We start from the raw sequence: 18,633 nt of genomic DNA, 5'->3' as shown, positions 1-18,633 counted from the left end.
GCATCTGCGCGCCCCTGGAGGGGCAATCTTTTGAAATCCCGCAAGGAATAGGCTTCGTGAAAGACTTCGTCATCAGCGTCAACAACATCGTCCTCTACATCTCCCTGGCCGTTATCTGGCTCTTCGCGCTCATCACCCTGTTCACCGGTGGATTCCTGCCAGCCCTGGGTGTGTTCGTGGCCGGTAGCCTCGGCTGGTGCATCGTTTCCGGCTTCTGGTTCGTCCAGTCCGCCACCTACGAAGAGCTGCGCAAGCTCAACGCCAGCAAAGACTGACGCTCTGCTCGGTACGCGCGCTCATGGCGCGCCTTCCGGCGAGCGTCGGAAGAACAGTGTGATCTGACCAACCTCCACGCCCAGCTTGCTCATGCGCGAGCGGTTGATCAGGGTGTCCTCGTCCATCAGGTACATCCAGTCGTCCAGGTCCACCTGCCAGTGCCGCCCGTCCACGGGCAGATCCAGCGTGTAGCGCCAGCGCAGTGCGTTACCGGCCACTTCGCCACGAGCCTCGCCGATCACATCCCCCGCCGTGCCGCGCCAGTGGCCGGGGCCGTCCGGCACCAGCGTCCAGGTGCGCTGCTGCCGTGTGCCATCGCTGTAGAGAAACTGCTCGTCGAGGATCAGTCGTTCGCCCTCCCGGCGGCTGTCGATGCGAACGTGAAAGCGCTTCACTACTTCCCCGGAGCGCTTCTGGAACATGCCCCAGGCCTGCACGGGGCGCGAGAAGAAGGCCGCCAGGTCGAAACGGGGTTGCTCCGCGGCGTAGCGCTCGACTTCGACATTGCCACAGCTGCCCAGCACCAGGCATGCCGCCAGCAACAGCGTTCTGTACATGTTCACGATCCTCCTCGGGGCTTGCCGGCGAGGCCGAGCAGTTCCAGGCGCAACTGGGCGTCCCGAGCCCGCGGGTCCAGCCAGATGGCGAAGAACGCCCGGGCAAAGGCCGGGTCGGCAAGGGTGCGGGTCGGCTGGTCATCGACATAGAAGCGACCGCCCTGCCCCGGCAAATACAAGCCGGTGATGCGCATGCCGGGGCGTACATCCACGAATGCCTCCTGCAGTACCTTGGCCCAGGCTTCGAGCTGTTGCGGCGTCACCCGACCGGCGCCGAGGCGACGCATCTCTTCAAGGCTGGCTTGCACCAGCGTGTCCCGGGACAATGAGCGGTGGTAGGTCAGTTCCAGGGCGAAAGGCTGGTTCCAGTCATGGCGCGGCCCCTCGGTCCACAGGCGTGCGCTGTACAGCCGCAGGCCGAACCAGGTGAAGTCGCCACCACCCAGTTGCTGGGCCGCCGGCAGTGCTGCACGCCAGTCCGCAATGGCCACAGGCATCGACGTCAGCAGCAGGCAGAGACAGGCCCAGCGAGCAAGGAGTGCCATGACGAATCTGCAGAAAGACTTAACTTATACAAGACTAGTTTTCTGTACAGATAAATCAAATCATGTATAGATTTAAGGGCCGATTGCACCTATCAGGTAGATCATCCAATGAGCCTGATCACCCATCTCCATACACCCGCCAACGCGCTGGTCTGCGGCGCCAGCCAGGGCATCGGTCTTGCCCTGTGCTCGCAGCTGTTGGCACGTGATGACGTCGGGCTGCTGCTCGCTGTTTCGCGACAGGCAAGCAGCAGCCCTGAGCTGGATGTGCTGGCCCAGACCCATGGCCGCCGTTTGCTTCGCCTCGACTGCGACGCCCGTGACGAACAGGCGCTGCAAGCACTGGCAGATCAGGTTCGTGGCTGCTGCGATCAGCTGAACCTGGTCATCAGCACCCTCGGTGTGCTGCAAGCACCGCCGGCGCGGGCCGAGAAGTCGCTGGCGCAACTGGATCTGGCGGGGTTGCAGGCCAGTTTCGCCACCAACTGCTTCGCCCCTGTCCTGCTGCTCAAGCACCTGTTGCCGTTGCTGCGCCGGCAGCCCGTCACCTTTGCCGCCTTATCAGCACGAGTCGGGTCGATTGGCGACAACCAGCTGGGCGGCTGGTACAGCTATCGCGCCAGCAAGGCCGCGCTCAACCAGTTGTTGCGCACGGCCAGCATCGAGCTCAAGCGGCTCAACCCTGCCTCGACAGTGCTTGCGCTGCACCCTGGGACCACCGATACCCCGCTTTCACGCCCTTTCCAGGGCAATGTTCCGCGCGACAAGCTGTTCGCGCCCGCGTTTGCCGCCAGTTGCATCCTCGATCTTGTCAGCCAGCGCGGGCCGTCAGAGACCGGTACGTTCTGGGCCTGGGATGGCAGCCCCGTCCCCTGGTGATCCGCAGGCATTCCTCAAGGGTGAGGTGCGACGGCAGTGGACACCGGATCGAGGAAGATCAGTTGCAGCGGTTCCGCCAACAGCTGGTCGGCCTGCTCGGCAAAGCGCTGGAAGTGGTCGGTGGCCAGGTGCGTGTCCAGGGCCTGCTGGTGGTCGAACGCCTCGCGCATGTAGAACGTGCCGGGCTCATCGCTGCGCTCGAACAGCATGTAGTCGCGGTTGCCGGGTTCCGCCCGGGTCGGCTCGATCAAGGTCAGCAAGGCGGTTTTTAGCGACGCTGCCTGACCCGGCTTGGCCTTGAGGATGGCAAGGGAAACGAGGGGATGGTTTTGTTGGTTCATATATGGCTCCTGGTCAGTTGCGGATCGACTGGACTGTGGTTGTTTGTGGGTGGGCTGTTGAGCGTGTGTGGGCCGTTGGGTGTCCGCCGTGATTCTTGCAGCGCCTATGAGATCGAGCGCCGCCCGCGCGGCGCATCGCGGGACAAGCCCGCTCCTACATCTGTTTCGTGCCAATTTTTCCTGTGAATGAGGCGACGCCCGCCTTGGTGCATGCCTCAAATCGTGCGGGGCGGCAGTGGTTCCCATGCAGAAATTTCGTCGGTCCAACAACGCGGACCCGGTAATGGCACAGGATTGACTGGCCCGAAACAGATGTAGGAGCGGGCTTGTCCCGCGATGGGCCGCGCGGGCGGCGCTCGATCTTAAGAGCGCTGCAAATCTAACGTTGAACACCTTGGCTTCAGAACCCTTCCAGAACGATCTTGCCCCGCGACTTGCCACTCTCGACCAGCGCATGGGCACGGCGCATGTTGGCGGCATTGATGGCACCGAAATGCTCGCCCAGGGTGGTGCGCAGGATGCCCTGGTCGATCAGCCCGGCCACCCGCTCGAGCAGCTGGTGCTGGCGCACCATGTCGTCGGTCTGGTACAGCGAGCGGGTGAACATCAGCTCCCAGTGCAGCGACAGCGACTTGCGCTTGAGCGGCATGACATCCAGGGTCTGCGGGTCGTCGATCACCCCCAGGCGACCTTGTGGCCGCAGCACCTCGACCAGTTGCGCGAAGTGCTGCTCGGTATGGGTGAGGCTGGCGACATGGCTGACCGACTCGATCCCCAGGGCCTGCAGTTGCCCATGCAGCGGCGCGCTGTGGTCGATGACATGATGGGCGCCCAGTTCGCGTACCCAGTCGGCGGTCTCGGCGCGGGAGGCGGTGCCGATGACCGTCAGGCGGGTCAGTTGCCGGGCCAGTTGCACCAGCATCGAGCCGACACCGCCGGCGGCGCCGACGATCAGCAGGGCATCGCCCTCCCCGCCGCCTTCGACCAGACCTAAGCGGTCGAACAGCAGCTCCCAGGCGGTGATGGCCGTCAGCGGCAGCGCTGCAGCCTGCGCCGCACCCAGGCTGCGCGGTTGGTGCCCGACGATGCGTTCATCGACCAGGTGATATTCGCTGTAGCTGCCGGGCCTGGCGATGGAGCCCGCGTAGTACACCTGGTCACCTGGCTTGAACAGGGTCACCTGAGGGCCGACTTCACGGACGATACCGGCCGCGTCCCAGCCGAGTATTTTCGGCTCAGACGTGAAAGTGCCGGCACGCACCTTGGTATCGACGGGGTTGACCGACACGGCCTTGACCTCCACCAGGATGTCCCTGGGCCCTGGATTTGGCCTGGGCATGTCGATGTCCTGAAGGGACGCAGGGTCTTCGATGGGCAGGCCGTTCTGGGTGTAACCGATCGCTTTCATAGGCACTCGCTGCTGGATATGGTTTGATTCGTGAATCCAGTCTGGCGTGTCCGGTCCTTGGGAAAAACGGGCTGTGCCCGTCAATACTTTCATTGCAGGAGTGAAAATGATCCGTCTCGACGACCTGGGCATCTTTGTGCGCAGCGCCGCGCTGGGCAGCTTTACCGCCGCCGCCCACGAAGCCGACCTGCTGCCCGGCCAGGCGGCCGAGGCGGTCAAGCGCCTGGAGCGTGAGCTGGATGTGCGGCTGTTTGCCCGCACCACGCGCAGCCTGCGCCTGACGGCCGAAGGCGAGCAGTACCTGCCCTCGGCCCTGGCCGCCCTGGAAGCCCTCCGGCAAGGGCGGGACAACCTGCAGCGGGAAAGCGCCCAGCTAAGCGGAACATTGCAGGTGGCCGCGCCGTCCGACCTGGGGCGCAACGTGCTGCTGCCCTGGTTGACGGCGTTTCGCCGCGAGCATCCGCAATTGAACCTGCGCCTGTTTCTCTCCGATCAGGTCGCCGACTTGTTCCGCGACCCGGTGGATATCGCCATCCGCTACGGCCTGAACGCCGACGCCAACTACATCGCCCTGCCACTGGCACCGTGGAACCGCAAGGTGCTGGTGGCCTCGCCCGAGTACCTGGCGCGGCAAGGCACGCTGCGCACTCCCGAGGCGCTGCGCGAGCACCAGTGCCTGCTGTACATGCAGCAGGGCCGGGTCTACGACAAGTGGCAACTGGGGGCACAGACCGTGCAGGTGCGTGGCGCCCTGTTCTGTGACGATGCCGATATCGCCCGGCGCTGGGCCGTGGCGGGCGAAGGGATCACCTACAAGTCCTGGCTGGATGTGAGTGACGACGTATTGGCGGGACGGCTCGTCGTGCTGTTGCAGGATCACCCAGGGCCGAGCATGCCGCTGAGCCTGGTGTGCCCGCACCGCAAGCAGTTGTCGCCCGCGGTGAGACAGCTGCACGCCTGGTTGTCGAGTCGCTTCGCCGCGCTCGAACGCTACTGATCAGCCTGCCGGCAGTACGCGTTGGATAGCCGATACCACCTGCTCTGTCGCCTCTTCCAGGGTGCTTTCATTACGGCACAAGACCCAACCATGATCGGTAACGGCTTGCTCGAAAGCTTGCGTGCAGGCCACGTGCTCCTGCAGTTCATGCATCACGGTACTGCCCAAGCCACGCGTGCGCGCCGCTGCCCTGTCCCAGGAAATTTCTGCGTCGGTGACAACGCCCACATGAAGGTCCGGCACCCGCACACCACGTTCGATGTTCAGCCGCAGGATCTCGGCAAACGGCACCAGACGGCGAAACGCGGCATCGGACGGGTACCAGCGATCGATCAGGATGATGCTGTCCTTGGGCTGCATGGCCAGCACATGCTGGGTAATCCAGGCGCGGCTGTGCGCAAGGCGCTCGCAGACTTTCATCTCCAGATCCCGGCAGGGGTTTCTGACGAACTGGTTGACCAGGGCCATGGTTTCGCGCCGGTAGGGATCACTTTTCTTCTCGCTGATACGGATCACCTTCCTGTTGTCCGCCCTCAGCGCCTGGGTGACGGACTCCAGCAGCGTGGTCTTGCCGGTGCCTTTTGGTCCATCCAGGGAAATAAACAGTGGGCGATTCATGCTTCACACAACGATTGGATTCCTTCATCGACAGGCATTGGCTTACATCAGGCAGTAGAACGCGCTGACCTCTGCGACGATCTCCCGGGCGGCATTGTACAGCCTTGCCTCAGGTGTGAGGGCCATGGAGCGGGCTTCGAGCACATAGCGCTGGCCGGCCTGGAAATGGGCGTAGCCGAGGGTCAGATAGCATTGGCGCACGGTGGTGCCGCCCATCATGCTCAGCCCGCCTCCGCCACTCGTTTCGTAGTCGAACCTGACGACCAGCTCATGGCTGCCGGGAGTGACCTGGAAGAAGCGGCCTTCCTCCAGGCGTTGGTTGTCCAGGCGTTCAGCCAGCAGCACGCGGTCGTTGGGGAATGGCAGCGAAAGATCGACCCAGGCCATCTCGGGGTTGGCGGCTGGCATGGGGGCCTGGCAGCCGGGGATGGCGGTGATCAGCAACAGCAGTAGCAGTAGCAGCCGGCGCATGGTGAGTGATCCTTGGGGCATGATTCAAGGATAGCGCCGAGGCATCGGGCTGTTAATCGCCAGGTTCGGGATCAGGGACTAGCGGTAACTGCGTGGAAGCGGACTTGCAACCAGGCAGGGAATAAAACTCAGGCCCGCCGGGCAACGCCCGCACAGGCCTGAGGAAGGGAAAACTGTCGGATGTTAAGGGCTACAGGCTCTCGTCAAGGAACTTCACCACCGTCCCCATGCACGCCACCCGCTCCTCCACATGAGGCATGTGGCTGGAGTTCTCGAACAGCGCCCAGCGGATCCCGGGGATCAGGTCCAGGTACGGCTTGACCACCAACGGCGTCGCCTCGTCATAGCGCCCGGAGATCAGCAGGCTCGGCACGTTGATCTGTGGCAGGCGGTCGACGATGGTCCAGTCCTTGGTGCTGCCGATGATATGGAACTCGTTCGGACCGGTCATGGCGTGGTACACGGTCGGGTCGGCATCTACCTGGGCGAAGGTGCGCGCCACCTCTTCCGGCCAGGGCTTGAGCCGGCACACGTGGCGGTCGTAGAACACCCGGGTGGCGGCGATGTAGTCGGCCGCGGTGTAGTCGCCCACGGCCTCGTGGCGCAACAGGGTGTCCTGGACCTCCTTGGGCAGCTCTTCACGCAAGCGGTTGGCCTCGCGCACCCAGGTGCGCATGTCGGCCGGCGAGTTGGCGATCACCAGGCAGCGCAGGCCCCGTGGCTGGCGTACCGCGTGCTCGCTGGCCAGCATGCCGCCCCAGGATTGGCCCAGCAGCGCGTAGCGCTCGCTGATGCCCAGGTGCTCCAGCAGGTTGTCGAGCTCCTCGAGGAACAGCTTGACCGTCCAGAACGATGCCGGCATCTGCGGCAGGTGGGTCGAGCGGCCGTTGCCCAGTTGGTCGTAGTGGATGACCGGGTAGCCACCGGCGGCGACGTCCTTGTAGGCATCGACATAATCAAAGGTGCAACCCGGGCCACCGTGCAGGATGACCAGCGGGGTGCGGCCGCAATCCAGGTCACCGGTGACGCGGTACCAGGTCTTGTAGTTGCCGAAGGGGGCAAAACCTTCACGCGATTGGGTGAGTTCCATGTCATCCGGCTCCGTGCGAATCATGGAGCACACAATAACCCTACGCGTGGCGCGGCATAACTAGAGAGTTCTCTAGGTTTTCGACCTTTTTTGTTGCTTCATTGGTCCAGCAGGCGGTAATGCACCGCCCGGGCGACCGCCTGGACGCGGTTTTTCGCCCCCAGCTTGTGCATGGCCGAGGTCAGGTGCAGGGAAATCGTCGCCAGCGAGCGGTTGAGCTTCTCGGCAATCTCCCCTGCCGTCAGGCCTTCGGCGGCCCAGCGCAGGCATTCGACCTCGCGGCGGGTCAGGCGGATGACGCGGGTGGCGGACTCCTTGGCCAGCAAGGGATAGGCCGCCTCCTGCAGGGCATGGGCGATGAGGCTGAAATCGCCCAGGTGCTCGCGGGCGTCGTCCAGATCGCGCTGGCTGGTCTGGGGGCGTAGGCCGGTCAGGGTCGCCAGCCCGCCGCGTGGCAGGTGGATGGGCACGGTGACGCCACAGGTCAGCTGCGCGTCATGCAGGTAGCCGACCACCGGGGCGTGGCGCTGGTCGATGTGGCGCTGCAGGACGGTCTCGCCCTTGGGCAGGTACGACCAGACGAAGGGCGCAATGGAGGACACCGCCACCTGCTGCACCGGGTCGATCTGGTAGAAGCCCTCGGAGCACCACAGGTCCTGCCAGTCCTTCGGGGTCTGGCGCAGCCGGACCACGCTCGGGGTGATCAGCTCGCCGACATGATCCAGCGGCACCGGGCTGTAGTCGTACACCAGGGCATCGAAGCCCAGTTGCGCCGCCAGCTCGGCGACGCTGTCCATCTGCTCGTCGAGGCTGTCGTCCGACGCCAGACGCGCATTGAGTTCAGCCACCTTGGCCTGCATACCTGACACTCCCTGTGATTCCTTTTGCATTTCCATCTCTAAGTCCGGCACGTAGAATGCCACGGCTTGGCGCGGGACTGCCATACGAAACCTATAGGAAACACTAGCTTGTAGGCGACGAAAACTCCTGCGTTAGTTATAGCTGCAAGCCATGGCCAACAGGAGAGTAGCGATGTGGCGTGAGATGCAACCTGACCAGCAGTTCAACGTATCGGTCGATGGCCACAATCTCGTGGTGTACAGCTTTGGTGAAGGGGACGAGGTGCTGCTGTGCCTCAATGGCGGGCCGGGGCTGCCCTGCGACTACCTGCGCGACGCCCATGCCTGGCTCAAGGACAAGGGCATCCGCGTGGTCGCCTTCGACCAACTGGGCACCGGCGCCTCCGATCGTCCGGATGACGACAGCCTGTGGAACATCAGCCGCTACGTGGCCGAGGTCGAGCAGGTGCGCCAGGCCCTGGACCTGGGCCGTGTGCACATGCTCGGGCATTCCTGGGGCGGTTGGCTGGCGATCGAGTACGCCATTCATCACCCGCAGTCGCTGAAAAGTCTGATTCTCGAGAACACCGTCGGCGATATTCCACACCTGATCACCGAGCTGGAGCGCCTGCGCGGCGCCCTGGGCAGCGAAACGGTGGCGATGATGCAGCGCCACGAGGCCATGGGTACCCTCGACCACCCGCAGTACCAGGCCGCCATCACCCTGCTCAACTACCGCCACGTCTGCCGGCTCGATGAATGGCCGGCGCCGATCCAGCGCTCGCTGGGCGACTGGAACATGGGCCCCTACACCACCATGCAGGGCCCCAACGAGTTCCTTTATATAGGCAACCTCAAGGACTGGAACCGCCTCGAGCAGATGGGCGCGTTCCGCATGCCGGTGCTGATCACCACCGGCCAGCACGATGAACTGACCCCGGCCTGCGCCATGCGCATGAAAATGGCGCTGCACGGGCGCGCCGAGCTGCATGTGTTCCCCAACAGCAGCCATATGCCGTTCTACGAAGAGCCCCAGGCCTATTTCCCGGTGTTGCTGGATTTCCTGCAACGCAACCGGGGCTGATCGATGAGCTTGGCGCGTTACCGCTTCGTCCTCATCCGTCCGTTGCAATTGCTGCCGGTGCTGCTGGGCATCAGCATCATCACCTTCGTGCTGGTACGCTCGATCCCGGGCGATCCGGCGCGGGTGCTGCTGGGCGCGCGCAGCACCCCGGACGCGATCCAGAAGATCCGCGCCCAGTTCGGCCTCGACGAGCCGATCTGGGTGCAGTACCTGTACTTCCTGAAGAACCTGCTCAATGGTGACCTGGGCAAGTCGCTGCTGTACAAGGTCGACGCCCTGCCGCTGATCGCCAGCCGCATCGAGCCGACCCTGATGCTGGTGTTGGGCAGCGTGGCCCTGGCGCTGCTGATCGCCGTGCCGCTGGCCATTCTCGCTGCCCGCAGCAAGGGCGGCTGGGCCGACAACCTGATCCGCCTGTTCACCACTGCCGGCCTCGGCTTGCCGGCCTTCTGGCTGGGGCTGATGCTGATCCTGCTGTTCAGCGTGCACTGGGGGCTGTTCCCGGTGTCCGGCTATGGCCGCACCTGGGCCGACAAGCTGCACCACCTGGTGCTGCCCTGCCTGACCATCGCCCTGGCGCTGTCGGCGGTGCTGGTGCGCAACCTGCGTGCCAGCATCCTGCTGGAGATGCAGGCCGACCATGTCACCGCCGCCCGTGCCCGGGGCCTGGGCGAAGGGGCGATCCTGCGCCGGCATGTCCTGCCCAACTCCATGGTGCCGACCATCAACCTGCTGGCGGTCAACATCGGCTGGCTGATCAGTGGCACGGTGGTGATCGAGAGCCTGTTCTCCCTGCCGGGCGTCGGCCAATTGCTGGTGCGCGGCATCTTCACCCGTGACTACATGGTGGTCCAGGGCGTAGCCATGGCGCTGGCCTGCGCCACGGTGGCAGTGAACTTCCTCGCCGATGTGGCGACCACCGTCCTCGATCCGCGGGTGAAGATCCAATGAGCGCCACCTTCGCCCTGCGCGCACGCCTGGCCTGGAACCTCGGCGATGGCCGCCTGACCCTGTACTGCGGCCTGGCCATCGTCCTCGGCTGGTGCCTGCTGGCGCTGTGCGCGCCGTGGGTCGCGCCATTCGACCCGCTGCTGCAGAACGGCGACCTGCGCCTGGCCGCGCCGAGCCTGGCGCACCCCTTCGGCACCGACAACTTCGGCCGCGACGTGCTGTCGCGGGTGATCTGGGGCGCCCGGGTCGACCTGCAGATGGCCTTGATCGGGGTGATCTTCCCGTTCCTGCTCGGCACCTGCATCGGCGCGGTATCCGGTTACGTCGGCGGCTGGCTGGACAACGCCTGCATGCGCCTGATCGACATCGTCCTGGCCTTCCCGTTCCTGGTGCTGATGCTGGCGATCATGGCCATTCTCGGCCCGGGCCTGGGCAGCTTCTATATCGCCATGGCGCTGGTCGGCTGGGTGTCCTATGCGCGGCTGATCCGCTCGCAGATCCTCGTGCTCAAGCAGAGCGACTTCGCCCTGGCCGCCAGGAGCCTGGGCTTCAGCCACCGGCGCACGCTGTTCGGCCACCTGCTGCCCAACGCGCTGTTCGGCTCGGTGGTGTTCTGCATGTCGGACGCCGTGCTGGTGCTGCTCAACGGCGCCGCCGTCAGCTACCTGGGCCTGGGCGTGCAGCCGCCGACCCCGGAATGGGGCACCATGGTCGCCGAGGGGCAGAGCTTCATCACCAGCGCCTGGTGGATCTGCACCTTCCCGGGCCTGGCGGTGGTGACCCTGGCCATGGGCTTCAGCCTGCTGGCCGACGGCGTCGCCGAACGCCTGGGAGACCGCTCATGACCCCGCCGCTGCTCCAGGTCCGCGGCCTGAGCGTCATCGCCCGCGCCGGCCAACGGGATATCACCCTGGTCGACCGACTGTCCTTCGACCTTGGCGAAGGCGAGATCCTCGGCCTGGTGGGCGAAAGCGGCTCGGGCAAGACCCTGGCCTGCCGGGGCCTGATGCGCCTGCTGCCAGCGCCGAACCTGCGGGTCGAGGGCCAGGCCGTGCGCCTGGCGGGCCATGACCTGCTGCAGCTGGACGAAGCCGGCATGCGCCGCCTGCGCGGCCGTGAGCTGGGGATGATCTTCCAGAACCCCAGCAGCCACCTGGACCCGCTGATGCGCATCGGTGAGCAGATCGCCGAAGGCATCCGCCTGCACCAAGGCGCTTCGCGTCGCGAGGCCCGGGCCGAAGCCATCGAGGTACTGCGCCAGGTCGGTATCCCCGACCCGAAATCCCGGGTCGACAACTATCCCCATGAATTTTCCGGCGGCATGCGCCAACGGGCGATGATCGCCGTGGCCCTGGGTTGCAACCCCAAGGTGCTGATCGCCGACGAGCCGACCACGGCCCTGGATGTCACCGTGCAGGCGCAGATCCTGCGCCTGCTGCTGGAGCTGCGCGACCGCCGGGGCCTGTCGATGATCCTGATCAGCCACGACCTGGGCGTGGTGGCGCAGACCTGCGACAGCATTGCCGTGATGTACGCCGGGCGCCTCTGCGAACACGGCGCCAAGCACCAGATGCTGGCCCGGCCCCAGCATCCCTACAGCGCCGGTCTGCTGGCCTGCCATCCAGCGGCGCAGCCCGAGGCACAGCGCATGACCACCATCGCCGGGCAGCCACCGCTGCTCGATGACCTGCCGGCGGGCTGCAGATTCGAATCACGTTGCCCACAGGCCATGCCGCTCTGCCGGCAACAGTTGCCTGAACTGCTGGAAGCAAGCCCCGGCCACCGCCTGGCCTGCCATACCCCGCTGCTGGCCGGAGACCTGTCATGACCACGTTGTTGCAGGTCAAGGACCTGCAGGTGCAGTTCCCCGCCGCCGGCAGCGGCCTATTCAACCTGCGCCCGCGCAAGGTCAGCGCGGTCAACGGTGCCTCGCTGAATCTCGCCGCCGGCGAGACCCTGGGCCTGGTGGGCGAGTCGGGCTGCGGCAAGAGCACCCTGGCCCGGGCCATCCTCCAGCTCACCCCGAGCTGCGGCGGCCAGGTGCTGTTCGACGGCACCGACATGAACCTGGGCGGCCCGGCGGATATCGCCCGCCTGCGCCGCGAGACCGCGATGATCTTCCAGGACCCGTACAGCGCGCTCAACCCACGCCAGCGCATCGGCCAGATCCTCGCCGAGGTGCTGCAGGTGCAGCGCAAGGTGCCCGCCGCGCAGATTCCGGCCCGGGTCGGCGAACTGCTTGAACTGGTCGGTCTGCGCGCCGAGCTGGCCGAGCGCCGGCCCGCTTCGCTGAGCGGTGGCCAGTGCCAGCGGGTCGGCATCGCCCGGGCCCTGGCCGTCGAGCCCCGGCTGATCGTCGCCGACGAATGCGTCGCCGCGCTGGACGTGTCGATCCAGGGGCAGATCATCAACCTGCTGCTGGAGTTGCGCGAGCGCATGGGCCTGGCGCTGCTGTTCATCACCCACGACCTGGGCGTGGTGCGCCGCCTGTGCGACCGGGTGGCGGTGATGTACCTGGGGCAGATCGTCGAGGAGGGCCCGGTGCATGAGGTCTTTACCGCCCCACGCCACCCCTACACCGCCGCGCTGATCCAGTCCATCGCCGACATCGACCCGGCCCGGCGCCTGCCGCAGGACCCGCTGGCCGGCGAGCCTCCAAGCCCGCTGAACCTGCCCTCCGGCTGCGCCTTCCATCCGCGTTGCCGGCATGCGCTGTCCGGCTGCAGCGAAACCGCGCCACCCGAGCAGATCCAGGGCGCCCGGCGCCACGCCTGCGTGCATACGCAACTGCCCTGCTGACTTCACCACCATGACCATCAAACGGAGCTTGAGCATGAAACCCGCCGCATTGAAACTTCTCACCGCCGCCATACTGGCCGCCAGCACCCTGGCCAGCGGCATGGCCCAGGCCGCCGGCGTGCTGACCATCGGCTGCCGTGAGGAAAGCACCACCTTCGACCCGATCAAGAGCGCGCAGAACCGCGACAGCTGGGTGTTCGCCAACGTCTACGACGTGCTGATCCGCGTCGACAACAGCGGTACCCAACTGGTGCCGGGCCTGGCCGAAAGCTGGAAGGTTTCCGACGACGGCCTGACCTACACCTTCAAGATGCGCGAGGCCAAGTTCTCCGACGGCTCGCCGATCACCGCCGAGGACGCCGCCTTCTCCCTGCTGCGCATCCGCGACAACCCGGGTTCGCTCTGGGCCGACTCGTACAAGATCATCGACACCGCCAAGGCCGCCGACCCGCATACCCTGGTGGTGACCCTGCACAGCAAGTCGGTGCCGTTCCTGGCCCAGCTCGCCACCGCCAACATCTCGATCCTGTCGAAAAAGGCCATGGACAAGCTCGGCGAGGAGGAATACGCACAGAACCCGGTGGTGTCCGGGGCCTTCAAACTCAAGGAATGGCTGCGGGGCGACCGGGTGATCCTGGAGAAGAACCCGGAATTCTGGCAGGCCGACAAGGTCAGCCTGGATGGCGTGGAGTGGATCTCCATCCCGGATGACCGCACGCGCATGATGAAGGTCCAGGCCGGCGAACTGGACTCGGCGATCTTTGTGCCATTCACCCAGGTGGACGAGCTGCAGAAGGACAAGAAGATCACCATCCATATCGACCCCTCGACCCGTGAAGATCACCTGCTGATCAACCACTCCAAGGGCCTGCTGGGCAAACAGGAAGTGCGCGAGGCGATCGACCTGGCAATCGACAAGAAGGCGCTGGTGGAAACGGTGACCTTCGGTCACGGTGAAATGGCCTACTCGTACATTCCCAAGGGTGCGCTCTACCACAACGCCGACAACCCGCAGCGTCCGTTCGACCCGGCCAAGGCCCGCGAGCTGTTGAAAAAAGCCGGCGCCGAGGGGCTGAAGGTCAACTACGTGGTCAACGCCGGCAACGAGGCCGACGAGCAGATCGCCGTGCTGGTGCAGAAGCAGCTGGCCGATGTCGGCATCACCGCCAACCTGCAGAAGGTCGACCCGACCCAGAGCTGGCAGATGCTGGTCGATGGCGACTACGACCTGTCGGTGATGTACTGGACCAACGACGTGCTCGACCCGGACCAGAAGACCACCTTCGTGCTGGGCCACGACACCAACATGAACTACATGACCCGCTACCACAACGACAAGGTCAAGGACCTGGTGGCCGCGGCCCGGGTGGAAACCGATCCGGTCAAGCGCAAGCAGATGTACCAGGACCTGCAGAAGCTGGCCAAGCAGGACGTGCACTGGATCGACCTGTACTACAGCCCGTACATCAACATCTCGCGCAGCAATATCCAGAACTTCCTGCAGAACCCGCTGGGGCGTTTCACCCTGGAGGAGACAGTGAAGCTGGAGCCCGGCCAGAAGACCGCGCAGAACTGACGGCGGTTTATCGAGCGCCGCCCTCGCGGCGCTCGATCTCATTTCAAGCCTTTGCCTTGCGCCGCCGCATCCATGCCCAGGCAACCCCCGCCAGCACCACCAACCCCACCGGCAGCACCTGCGCCTTGTACGGCCGCAACGCCGTGCGCACGCGGTCCAGCTTCTCGGTCAGGTAGCGTTTGTTGGCCTGGTCGAACCGGGGCTCTTCGCATTGCTTGCCGAAATCCTCCGCCCACTGCACGAACGGCCCCTGCTGCACGTAGCGCCTGTACAGCGCGCTTTCCTGTTCGCTGCCGGGCACCCATCCAGCCGCGATGCACAGCACCGCGGCGAAAGCCTGGCTGCTGTGCGGCAGTTGGTCAGCGGCCTGGTTGGCCAGGTCGGCGGCGACATAGCGGTAGTGGTATCGCTGATCGGGCTTGGCCTCGGTCGCCCGTTGGCGCTGCACCTCGCCAGCAGCCAGGAAAGGCCCTGGCTGCACTTCGGCATTGCCGAGGCTGTAGCCACCGCCCAGCCAGGCATAGTCGGGCGCCATTTCATAACCGAGGATCTCCATGCCCGCGCTGCGCGCCAAGGTCGCTGCGGCGTACAGTGCTTCAGCCCGGCCGGTAGGCGTCCAGCGCGAGACGGCATCCTGGCGGTGCTGGCCGTAGGCCTTGGCGTCGGCCTGCAACTGCGGCGTGGCAAAGTAGCCGGGCGCTTCGTCGTAGCGTCCTTCGCGCAGCAAGCGTCGCCCCAGCAGCTCGCGTAACTGTGTCGCTACCGGGCGCGGCACATAGCCGCCCTCTTCCACCTTGGGCGCTGGCGGCGCCGGCACATGGGCATCGACATAGCCCTTGAGCTCATCCAGGGTCAGCACCCGGTCGGCCACGCTGGCCGTGTCCTGCCAGTAGATTTCCTGGCTGCGATACAGCAGGTCGAAGGCCTGCAGGTAGTCGCCCCGCTCCAGCGCCAGGATCGCCCCCTCGCCCTCTACCCGGCAGCCGGGCTTCACGCTTTCGTAGTCCCAATCGGGTGTCTGTCGCGAACCCCATGACTCTTCGCGGGGGAACGCGGCGGCCGCCTTGGCGTAGGCAGCCGCTGCCTGGTTTTTGTCGCCATCGCGCAAGGCCAGCTTGGCGCGCAGCCACCAGGCAAGGCCCGTGTCACCCGCCTGCTGCAGATAGCTTCTGGTCGCGGCATAGTTGCCTTGCTGGTAGGTCAACGCGGCCAGGCGGTCGGCGTCTTCGAGCTTGTCGCCGACACTGGCCTGCAGCAACGCGGGCAGGCGTCGGGCCTGGGTCGGCGGCTGGCCGTCGTAGTCCCAGCCGACATGGCTGAGCAGGTAGGCGGTAAGCAGCTTGCGCGGCATCGGCTGTGCCAGCAGCGCCTTCAGCTGCTCATCCGGCAGGCTTACCAGTTCGTCGGCAAGCTGCCTGAGCGAGCTGTAGCCGCTGCCCGAACCCAGGCGGCTCTGGCTGGCATACAACTGAATCGCGCTGTTCCAGTCGCCGGCGAGCTTGGCCAGGCGGGCCTCCTCACCAAGGCTGGCCACCCCGAGCTCCAACGGGTCGCTGAAACCTTCGGCGGCGAGTGTACGGGCCTGGTGGAAGGCCTCGCGTGCCTGGGCTTGCAGTGCCAGCGGCGTCTGTTGCGGATCATCGCCGGCCTCGAAGCTGCGGGCCATCAGCGCCCGCCCCAGCGAGTAGGCCGCCCAGGTGCTGCGCAACTTGCGTTGTTCGGCAGGCAGGGCCAGCACCTTGGCGAAGTAATCCGCCGCAAGGGCGTGTTCGTCGGTGTCGAAGGCCACTGCGCCGGCAATGTACAGGCGCAGTTCATCCGGCAGTTCGGCGCCTTGCTCCAGCACCTGTTGCGGATCCTGCAGGGCACGCAGTTGCGCGACCTTTTCGCGCAGCGATTCCGGCAACTCGTCGGCCTCGATCCGGCGGCGCTGCTCACGGTAAGGTCGGTCGTTGTCGTCACCGTCCCAGTAAGGGGTCAGGGTCATCTCGGTGGTGGGCTTGAGGCCTGCCAGCTGCTCACCGAGGCGATTCACCTCGAAGCCGAAGTTGCCTTCCGGCAGCTCGGACAGGGTCTGCGCCCGGTCATCCAGCAGGCGCATCGGGAAGTCCGGGCCACAGGCCAGCGCCGTGCCTACCGGCACGCTCAGGGACAGGCACAGCAGGCGCCGGGGCCAGTCAGGGGTAGACATTCCATGCTCCTTGTTCGATTCCATGGCAGCGCGCCCAACCGAGGACGCGCCGGCCGCCAGCGGCCACACGCACGCTGGACTGGCGGATGAAGATGAGGTGTTGCGGGAATTGCTGCAGGCGGTAGCCATTGAGCCCATCTGCGGCATCGCACGATTCGACGTTCAGTTCCACGCGCGCGGGCACCGCCAAGTCGAGGTTGCCGACATTGACCAGGCTGATGTCGAAGAGCCCGCCTTGCCCAGCCAGTTCGACCCGCCACTGACTGGCGAGCGTGTCGCCGCGCGCCACCGCCTTCAGGGTGGCCAGGCTCCAGGCCCGGCGGTCGCCGGGCAATGGCAGGCGGAACCAGATCAGCCCGGCCAGGTGCGCGGGCGGCTTGTCGCGCAGTTGCCTGCCCAGGTCCGCCAGTTGCTGCGGATCGGCCAGCAGCTCGCGGCGCTCGCCGGGTCGGTTCAATGGGGTTTCGCTTTCCACCACCGGCGCACCACCGGTATCCGGCAGCAGCGCGATGCCATAGGCGGGCAAGGCCAGGTAGAACGGTCGGTCACTGACGCGACTCCAGCGCTCGGCCCAGCTCTTCGCCTGCAGCGGATCGAACAGGCCCCTCCGCGGATCGCTCACCGCGTGCACCTGCAGCACGCTGCTGTGCACCGCCTGCAACAGCGCCGGCAGGTGCGGGCTGTCGAGCCAGGCGGGCAGCGCGGTGATGCTCAGTTTCAGGCCTGGCGGCAGTTGCTCGCGCAGTTTCAAGAGGAATTCGGTATATCTCGGCAGGCGGGCGCTGCCGCTGTCGTGGTCGATTTCGAGCCCGCTTGGGGCCAAGCCGGCAGCCTGCCAGTCGGCCAGCAATTGGGCGATCTGGGTGCCGGCCAGCTGCAGGTCGAGCGCGGGCAATTGACCGTCAATACGCACCACGGCGATCAGCGGGCGGCCATCGGCCTTGAGCCGAGGCAGGTTGACCAGCGCCCTGCTCCAGCCTGCCTTGGGCTGGGCCTGCAAGGCCAGCACACGCAGGGTCGAGAAGTCGGCGCGGCTTTCGGCCAGGGCTTGTTCGTGGGCCGGCCGCCACTGGCGCTGCCAGATGTAGAGTTGCTGGTCGAGCGGCGGTGCAAGGTCAGGCTGGCAGCCGGTGAGCACTGCGAGGGCGAAACCTGCGAAAACACGGCGCAGTAGCGGGATGGCGGGCATACAGTCCTTTGTCTGACGAATCTGGGCGCCGGGGTGAAGTACAGATTTTACTCCAGTGCGCCAACGGATGGACACGGTACTGTTTATTTAAATCAGCGCGTTCGGCCGGTTGTCTGGCGGCAACAGTGACATCAACACGCTCCCGGGAAGTAATGAGCCCACATGTACTCTGCAAATCTACCAGGTACCTGCGGACCTTGGCTCTGTGTGGGCACATCGCGCAAACAGTCGCCAAGACTTGAACCTCAAGGCAACCCGGCGTACAAATCCTCCAGCCCTCCCAATCCCGCAAGGAGCACCGGATGCTGGAGCTGTACACCGATCGCTTGTACCTGCGCCCCCTGACCGAAGCCGACTGGCCGCTGTTCCTCAGGCTCCACCGCGAGCCCGAGACCATGCGCCATGTGTTCGACGAGCTGCCGGAAAGCGAAGTGCGCCGGGGGTTCGAGCATCGTCTGCCGGACTGGTCGCCCGGCGCCGAACACTGGCTGTGCCTGGTGATGACCGACAAGGCCAGTGGTCGGGACGTCGGGGTCACCGGCATCCGCATGCTGCGCCAAGACCATGCCGAGAGTGGCTACCTGCTGCTGCCGGAGTGGCACGGCCAGGGCCTGGGCAGCGAATCGCTGCGAGCGATTGTGGATTTCGCCATCGCCACCGGTCTCACCTCGCTGGAGGCCACTGTCACCGACGGCAACTTGGCCTCCTGCCGGGTCCTGGAGAAGTGCGGTTTCACCCTCGCCCGCCGTGTGCCGGAAGCCTACCGGCTCGGTGGCCGCTGGCACGACGACCTCATCTACAGCCTCGAGCTGCACGGATAGC

General features: G+C 65.6%; 20 protein-coding genes. 10 read left to right on the top strand and 10 right to left on the bottom strand.

From position 1 onward, the window contains the following. Positions 1 to 56 precede the first annotated feature (56 nt). Positions 57 to 275 (top strand): hypothetical protein, encoded by a 219-nt coding sequence (locus VUG52_RS13715; protein ID WP_050705559.1) that lies wholly within the window; start codon positions 57 to 59, stop codon positions 273 to 275. A gap of 21 nt (positions 276 to 296) precedes the next feature. On the opposite strand, the gene VUG52_RS13710 is transcribed toward VUG52_RS13715, so the two are convergent. After that, positions 297 to 833 carry a DUF3833 domain-containing protein gene (locus VUG52_RS13710; RefSeq protein ID WP_050705558.1) on the bottom strand — a complete coding sequence of 179 codons (537 nt, stop codon included), beginning with the start codon at positions 831 to 833 and terminating at the stop codon, positions 297 to 299. 2 nt (positions 834 to 835) lie between these two features. Next, positions 836 to 1,378 carry a chalcone isomerase family protein gene (locus VUG52_RS13705; RefSeq protein WP_050705557.1) on the bottom strand — a complete coding sequence of 181 codons (543 nt, stop codon included), beginning with the start codon at positions 1,376 to 1,378 and terminating at the stop codon, positions 836 to 838. A 108-nt stretch (positions 1,379 to 1,486) separates the two neighbouring features. On the opposite strand from VUG52_RS13705, the gene VUG52_RS13700 reads away from it, so the two are divergent. After that, a complete protein-coding gene (locus VUG52_RS13700) occupies positions 1,487 to 2,257 on the top strand; it encodes an SDR family NAD(P)-dependent oxidoreductase (protein WP_050705556.1) in 771 nt (256 codons plus the stop codon). 14 nt (positions 2,258 to 2,271) lie between these two features. Here the strand turns inward: VUG52_RS13700 and VUG52_RS13695 are convergent, their stop codons facing one another. Both VUG52_RS13695 and VUG52_RS13690 read right to left on the bottom strand, forming a co-directional pair. Beyond that, positions 2,272 to 2,598 (bottom strand): putative quinol monooxygenase, encoded by a 327-nt coding sequence (locus tag VUG52_RS13695; protein ID WP_050705555.1) that lies wholly within the window; start codon positions 2,596 to 2,598, stop codon positions 2,272 to 2,274. A gap of 400 nt (positions 2,599 to 2,998) precedes the next feature. Beyond that, on the bottom strand, positions 2,999 to 4,006 hold the full coding sequence (locus VUG52_RS13690) for a zinc-binding alcohol dehydrogenase family protein (RefSeq protein ID WP_050705554.1): 1,008 nt from the start codon (positions 4,004 to 4,006) through the stop codon (positions 2,999 to 3,001). Positions 4,007 to 4,112: 106 nt separating this feature from the next. Between VUG52_RS13690 and VUG52_RS13685 the strand changes: the two genes are divergently transcribed. Beyond that, positions 4,113 to 5,003, top strand: a complete 891-nt coding sequence (locus VUG52_RS13685; RefSeq protein ID WP_050705553.1) for a LysR family transcriptional regulator — start codon at positions 4,113 to 4,115, stop codon at positions 5,001 to 5,003. On the opposite strand, the gene VUG52_RS13680 is transcribed toward VUG52_RS13685, so the two are convergent. The 4 genes from VUG52_RS13680 to VUG52_RS13665 all read right to left on the bottom strand — a co-directional run bounded on the left by VUG52_RS13680 (position 5,004) and on the right by VUG52_RS13665 (position 8,042). Next, entirely contained in the window at positions 5,004 to 5,621 is a 618-nt protein-coding gene (locus VUG52_RS13680; protein ID WP_050705552.1) for a dTMP kinase, read from the bottom strand. Between the two features lie 42 nt (positions 5,622 to 5,663). Beyond that, a complete protein-coding gene (locus VUG52_RS13675) occupies positions 5,664 to 6,092 on the bottom strand; it encodes a PA0061/PA0062 family lipoprotein (RefSeq protein WP_050705551.1) in 429 nt (142 codons plus the stop codon). 190 nt (positions 6,093 to 6,282) lie between these two features. Then, complete coding sequence (locus tag VUG52_RS13670) at positions 6,283 to 7,182, bottom strand: proline iminopeptidase-family hydrolase (protein WP_050705550.1); 900 nt, start codon at positions 7,180 to 7,182, stop codon at positions 6,283 to 6,285. Between the two features lie 98 nt (positions 7,183 to 7,280). Beyond that, entirely contained in the window at positions 7,281 to 8,042 is a 762-nt protein-coding gene (locus tag VUG52_RS13665; protein ID WP_050705549.1) for a LuxR family transcriptional regulator, read from the bottom strand. A 172-nt stretch (positions 8,043 to 8,214) separates the two neighbouring features. Between VUG52_RS13665 and VUG52_RS13660 the strand changes: the two genes are divergently transcribed. The 6 genes from VUG52_RS13660 to VUG52_RS13635 are packed head-to-tail and all read left to right on the top strand — an operon-like array spanning position 8,215 to position 14,431. Beyond that, a complete protein-coding gene (locus VUG52_RS13660) occupies positions 8,215 to 9,105 on the top strand; it encodes a proline iminopeptidase-family hydrolase (protein ID WP_050705548.1) in 891 nt (296 codons plus the stop codon). Positions 9,106 to 9,108: 3 nt separating this feature from the next. After that, complete coding sequence (locus VUG52_RS13655) at positions 9,109 to 10,056, top strand: ABC transporter permease (RefSeq protein WP_050705547.1); 948 nt, start codon at positions 9,109 to 9,111, stop codon at positions 10,054 to 10,056. Beyond that, positions 10,053 to 10,901 carry an ABC transporter permease gene (locus VUG52_RS13650; protein ID WP_050705546.1) on the top strand — a complete coding sequence of 283 codons (849 nt, stop codon included), beginning with the start codon at positions 10,053 to 10,055 and terminating at the stop codon, positions 10,899 to 10,901. The genes VUG52_RS13655 and VUG52_RS13650 overlap by 4 nt, the downstream gene beginning before the upstream one ends. Beyond that, positions 10,898 to 11,884 (top strand): ABC transporter ATP-binding protein, encoded by a 987-nt coding sequence (locus tag VUG52_RS13645; protein WP_050705545.1) that lies wholly within the window; start codon positions 10,898 to 10,900, stop codon positions 11,882 to 11,884. Before VUG52_RS13650 ends, VUG52_RS13645 begins: the two co-directional genes overlap by 4 nt. Continuing rightward, complete coding sequence (locus tag VUG52_RS13640) at positions 11,881 to 12,855, top strand: ABC transporter ATP-binding protein (protein ID WP_050705544.1); 975 nt, start codon at positions 11,881 to 11,883, stop codon at positions 12,853 to 12,855. The genes VUG52_RS13645 and VUG52_RS13640 overlap by 4 nt, the downstream gene beginning before the upstream one ends. 34 nt (positions 12,856 to 12,889) lie before the next feature. Continuing rightward, on the top strand, positions 12,890 to 14,431 hold the full coding sequence (locus VUG52_RS13635; RefSeq protein WP_050705543.1) for an ABC transporter substrate-binding protein: 1,542 nt from the start codon (positions 12,890 to 12,892) through the stop codon (positions 14,429 to 14,431). A gap of 43 nt (positions 14,432 to 14,474) precedes the next feature. On the opposite strand, the gene VUG52_RS13630 is transcribed toward VUG52_RS13635, so the two are convergent. Further along, a complete protein-coding gene (locus tag VUG52_RS13630) occupies positions 14,475 to 16,622 on the bottom strand; it encodes a hypothetical protein (RefSeq protein ID WP_050705542.1) in 2,148 nt (715 codons plus the stop codon). Continuing rightward, positions 16,609 to 17,811, bottom strand: a complete 1,203-nt coding sequence (locus VUG52_RS13625) for a DUF3142 domain-containing protein (RefSeq protein WP_331831662.1) — start codon at positions 17,809 to 17,811, stop codon at positions 16,609 to 16,611. Before VUG52_RS13625 ends, VUG52_RS13630 begins: the two co-directional genes overlap by 14 nt. A 302-nt stretch (positions 17,812 to 18,113) precedes the next feature. On the opposite strand from VUG52_RS13625, the gene VUG52_RS13620 reads away from it, so the two are divergent. Beyond that, positions 18,114 to 18,632 carry a GNAT family N-acetyltransferase gene (locus VUG52_RS13620; RefSeq protein WP_050705540.1) on the top strand — a complete coding sequence of 173 codons (519 nt, stop codon included), beginning with the start codon at positions 18,114 to 18,116 and terminating at the stop codon, positions 18,630 to 18,632. Position 18,633: the final 1 nt, after the last annotated feature.

It is taken from the genome of Pseudomonas sp. LH21 (genome assembly GCF_036549575.1).
GTDB classification, from domain to species: domain Bacteria; phylum Pseudomonadota; class Gammaproteobacteria; order Pseudomonadales; family Pseudomonadaceae; genus Aquipseudomonas; species Aquipseudomonas peradeniyensis.
The sequence above is the reverse complement of the archived record's forward strand: the minus strand, read 5'-3'. Positions and strand labels throughout refer to the sequence as shown.

Coding starts and splice junctions, on each gene's coding strand:
- VUG52_RS13710 (WP_050705558.1), bottom strand. CDS start 833: ATGTACAGAACGCTGTTGCTGGCGGCATGCCTGGTGCTGGGCAGCTGT.
- VUG52_RS13705 (WP_050705557.1), bottom strand. CDS start 1,378: ATGGCACTCCTTGCTCGCTGGGCCTGTCTCTGCCTGCTGCTGACGTCG.
- VUG52_RS13700 (WP_050705556.1), top strand. CDS start 1,487: ATGAGCCTGATCACCCATCTCCATACACCCGCCAACGCGCTGGTCTGC.
- VUG52_RS13695 (WP_050705555.1), bottom strand. CDS start 2,598: ATGAACCAACAAAACCATCCCCTCGTTTCCCTTGCCATCCTCAAGGCC.
- VUG52_RS13690 (WP_050705554.1), bottom strand. CDS start 4,006: ATGAAAGCGATCGGTTACACCCAGAACGGCCTGCCCATCGAAGACCCT.
- VUG52_RS13685 (WP_050705553.1), top strand. CDS start 4,113: ATGATCCGTCTCGACGACCTGGGCATCTTTGTGCGCAGCGCCGCGCTG.
- VUG52_RS13680 (WP_050705552.1), bottom strand. CDS start 5,621: ATGAATCGCCCACTGTTTATTTCCCTGGATGGACCAAAAGGCACCGGC.
- VUG52_RS13675 (WP_050705551.1), bottom strand. CDS start 6,092: ATGCGCCGGCTGCTACTGCTACTGCTGTTGCTGATCACCGCCATCCCC.
- VUG52_RS13670 (WP_050705550.1), bottom strand. CDS start 7,182: ATGGAACTCACCCAATCGCGTGAAGGTTTTGCCCCCTTCGGCAACTAC.
- VUG52_RS13665 (WP_050705549.1), bottom strand. CDS start 8,042: ATGCAGGCCAAGGTGGCTGAACTCAATGCGCGTCTGGCGTCGGACGAC.
- VUG52_RS13660 (WP_050705548.1), top strand. CDS start 8,215: ATGTGGCGTGAGATGCAACCTGACCAGCAGTTCAACGTATCGGTCGAT.
- VUG52_RS13655 (WP_050705547.1), top strand. CDS start 9,109: ATGAGCTTGGCGCGTTACCGCTTCGTCCTCATCCGTCCGTTGCAATTG.
- VUG52_RS13650 (WP_050705546.1), top strand. CDS start 10,053: ATGAGCGCCACCTTCGCCCTGCGCGCACGCCTGGCCTGGAACCTCGGC.
- VUG52_RS13645 (WP_050705545.1), top strand. CDS start 10,898: ATGACCCCGCCGCTGCTCCAGGTCCGCGGCCTGAGCGTCATCGCCCGC.
- VUG52_RS13640 (WP_050705544.1), top strand. CDS start 11,881: ATGACCACGTTGTTGCAGGTCAAGGACCTGCAGGTGCAGTTCCCCGCC.
- VUG52_RS13635 (WP_050705543.1), top strand. CDS start 12,890: ATGAAACCCGCCGCATTGAAACTTCTCACCGCCGCCATACTGGCCGCC.
- VUG52_RS13630 (WP_050705542.1), bottom strand. CDS start 16,622: ATGTCTACCCCTGACTGGCCCCGGCGCCTGCTGTGCCTGTCCCTGAGC.
- VUG52_RS13625 (WP_331831662.1), bottom strand. CDS start 17,811: ATGCCCGCCATCCCGCTACTGCGCCGTGTTTTCGCAGGTTTCGCCCTC.
- VUG52_RS13620 (WP_050705540.1), top strand. CDS start 18,114: ATGCTGGAGCTGTACACCGATCGCTTGTACCTGCGCCCCCTGACCGAA.